Source organism: Nocardia sp. NPDC004722 (assembly GCF_053601505.1).
On sequence record NZ_JBSGBY010000986.1, the window covers coordinates 1 to 1,898 of the forward strand.

Sequence of the window (1,898 nt, forward strand, 5' to 3'; positions counted from 1 at the left end):
ACGATGCCGCGCACGGTTACGGGCACAGTTCGGCGGATGTGGCCGAGCTGGCGAACGTTTCGGCCGAATTGCTGCTCGGCTATTACGACGCGGTCCACGATCAGACCATTGGGTACGTTTCCAAGCTCACCGATGCCGACCTCCCGCGCATTGTCGATACCCGCTGGAATCCGCCGGTCACCCTCGGCGTCCGATTGATCAGCGTGATCGACGACGACGCCCAGCATTCGGGGCAGGCGGCTCTGCTGCGCGGCATCCTGTTGCGCCGCCGCGCATCGCATTGATCGGTATGACCGTTTTCACCGAACGGCGAAACCGATAGCGTTGATCATGAATTCGATCGGGCGGAGAATACCGAAATGGCTTTCTCCGTCGATCGATTCGATCATGTGGTGATCAACTGTTCCGATCCCGCGGCCACCGCCGACTGGTACGCCCGAGTGCTGGGCATGACCGTCGAGAAGTTCGGCCCATCCGGCCGCACCGCGCTGCGCTTCGGCAATCAGAAGATCAACTTGCGGCCCCTCGGCGCGCTCGACGCCGATCCCGCGTGGACCACGGCCGCCACCGAAGCCGCTGGGGCGCAGGACCTCTGCTTCATCACGACGGCTTCCCCCGACGAGGTCGGCGCACATCTCACCGCCTGCGGCGTGACGATCGAACAGGGCCCGGTCACCAAGATCGGCGCGCTCGGCGAGATGACCTCGCACTACTGCCGTGACTTGGACGGCAATCTCATCGAGATCGCCGTCTATCCGGCGTAGGACCCGAGCACGGCAGCCCGGTCACACGGTACTGGCGTGGGCAGCGTGCCAGGGGTAGTGAGTGTCGGTGAGGCGCTCGCTTAGACGCCACAGCCAGCGGGCGTAGGAACGGCTGTGGGCGAGCGGGTTGCGCAGGGTGCGGCGGGGGTAGCCCGCGAACTCGAATCCCGGTCCGATGTAAGTGTTTCCGGGGAGGTCGGGGGTCGTGGCGGCGTAGAGCTGCGGGAGGGCGCCCATATGGTCGGGTTGGGCCAGGGCGAACAGCAGCTGTTGCGGGATGGCGGCGAGGGCGCCCGCGAGGCCGCGTTCGCCGTCACGATCGTAGAGGTGGGTGGCCGAGAGGCCGGGGTGGGCGGCGGTGGCGGTCAAGGTGCTTCCGGCGGCGCGGGCCCGGCGGTCGAGTTCGGCGGTGAACAGCAGATTCGCAAGCTTGGACTGCGCGTACGCGGGCCAACGCAGGTACAGCACCCGCCAATTCGGGTCGGCGGGATTGATCGCCCCGCCCCAGGCGGCGATCGAGGACACGTTCACCACCCGCGGCTGCGGGGCGCGCAGCAGCGCGGGCAGGATCGCGCCGGTGAAGGCGAAGTGGCCGAGGTGGTTGGTGCCGAACTGGGCGTCGAAGCCGTCGGCGGTGCGCGAGCGCGGCACCGCCATCACCCCGGCATTGTTGACCAGCAGATCGACGGTGCCGACGCTGACGTCGACGTGGTCGGCGGCGCGGCGCACCGAGCTCAGATCGGCCAGATCCAATGGCAGCACTTCGGGTTTCGGGCCGGTGGCCGCCCCGGCGACGGCCTCCACCGCGCTCGCCGCCTTGATCTCGTTGCGGCAGGCCAGCAGCACCCGCGCGCCCTTGGCGGCCAGCGCCTCGGCGGTGCGCAGCCCCAGTCCGCTGTTGGCCCCGGTGACGATGGCGGTCTTCCCGGTCTGATCGGGGATGTCGGCCGCGGTCCAGCGGCGCGGGAGGATGGGTGCCGAGTTCATGGGTGGCTGCCCCCTTGGATCGAGCGACGAACTTTGCTGTCCCAGACAATGTATCCGACGGTGTTAGGATGCGACAGACCACGACTCACAGCCGCGGACACCGACCGACGAAGGGTTCTCGCATGACCGGCTACCACCACTTCTCCG

General features: G+C 68.0%; 3 protein-coding genes. 2 read left to right on the forward strand and 1 reads right to left on the reverse strand.

Annotated features, from left to right (window positions below; translation table 11 throughout):
* Both ACWELQ_RS44890 and ACWELQ_RS44895 read left to right on the forward strand, forming a co-directional pair.
* Nucleotides 1–284, forward strand: a 284-nt coding sequence (locus ACWELQ_RS44890) for a mycothiol transferase (RefSeq protein ID WP_452403057.1), incomplete at its 5' end; no start/stop codon positions are given.
* 75 nt (nucleotides 285–359) lie between these two features.
* Nucleotides 360–764, forward strand: a complete 405-nt coding sequence (locus tag ACWELQ_RS44895; protein ID WP_452403058.1) for a VOC family protein — start codon at nucleotides 360–362, stop codon at nucleotides 762–764.
* A 21-nt stretch (nucleotides 765–785) separates the two neighbouring features.
* Here ACWELQ_RS44895 and ACWELQ_RS44900 read toward each other — a convergent pair whose 3' ends face one another.
* The gene (locus ACWELQ_RS44900) at nucleotides 786–1,751 is read right to left on the reverse strand and encodes an oxidoreductase (protein WP_452403059.1); all 966 of its coding nucleotides are present in this window, start codon (nucleotides 1,749–1,751) and stop codon (nucleotides 786–788) included.
* Between the last annotated feature and the right edge of the window lie 147 nt (nucleotides 1,752–1,898).

Coding starts and splice junctions, on each gene's coding strand:
- ACWELQ_RS44895 (WP_452403058.1), top strand. CDS start 360: ATGGCTTTCTCCGTCGATCGATTCGATCATGTGGTGATCAACTGTTCC.
- ACWELQ_RS44900 (WP_452403059.1), bottom strand. CDS start 1,751: ATGAACTCGGCACCCATCCTCCCGCGCCGCTGGACCGCGGCCGACATC.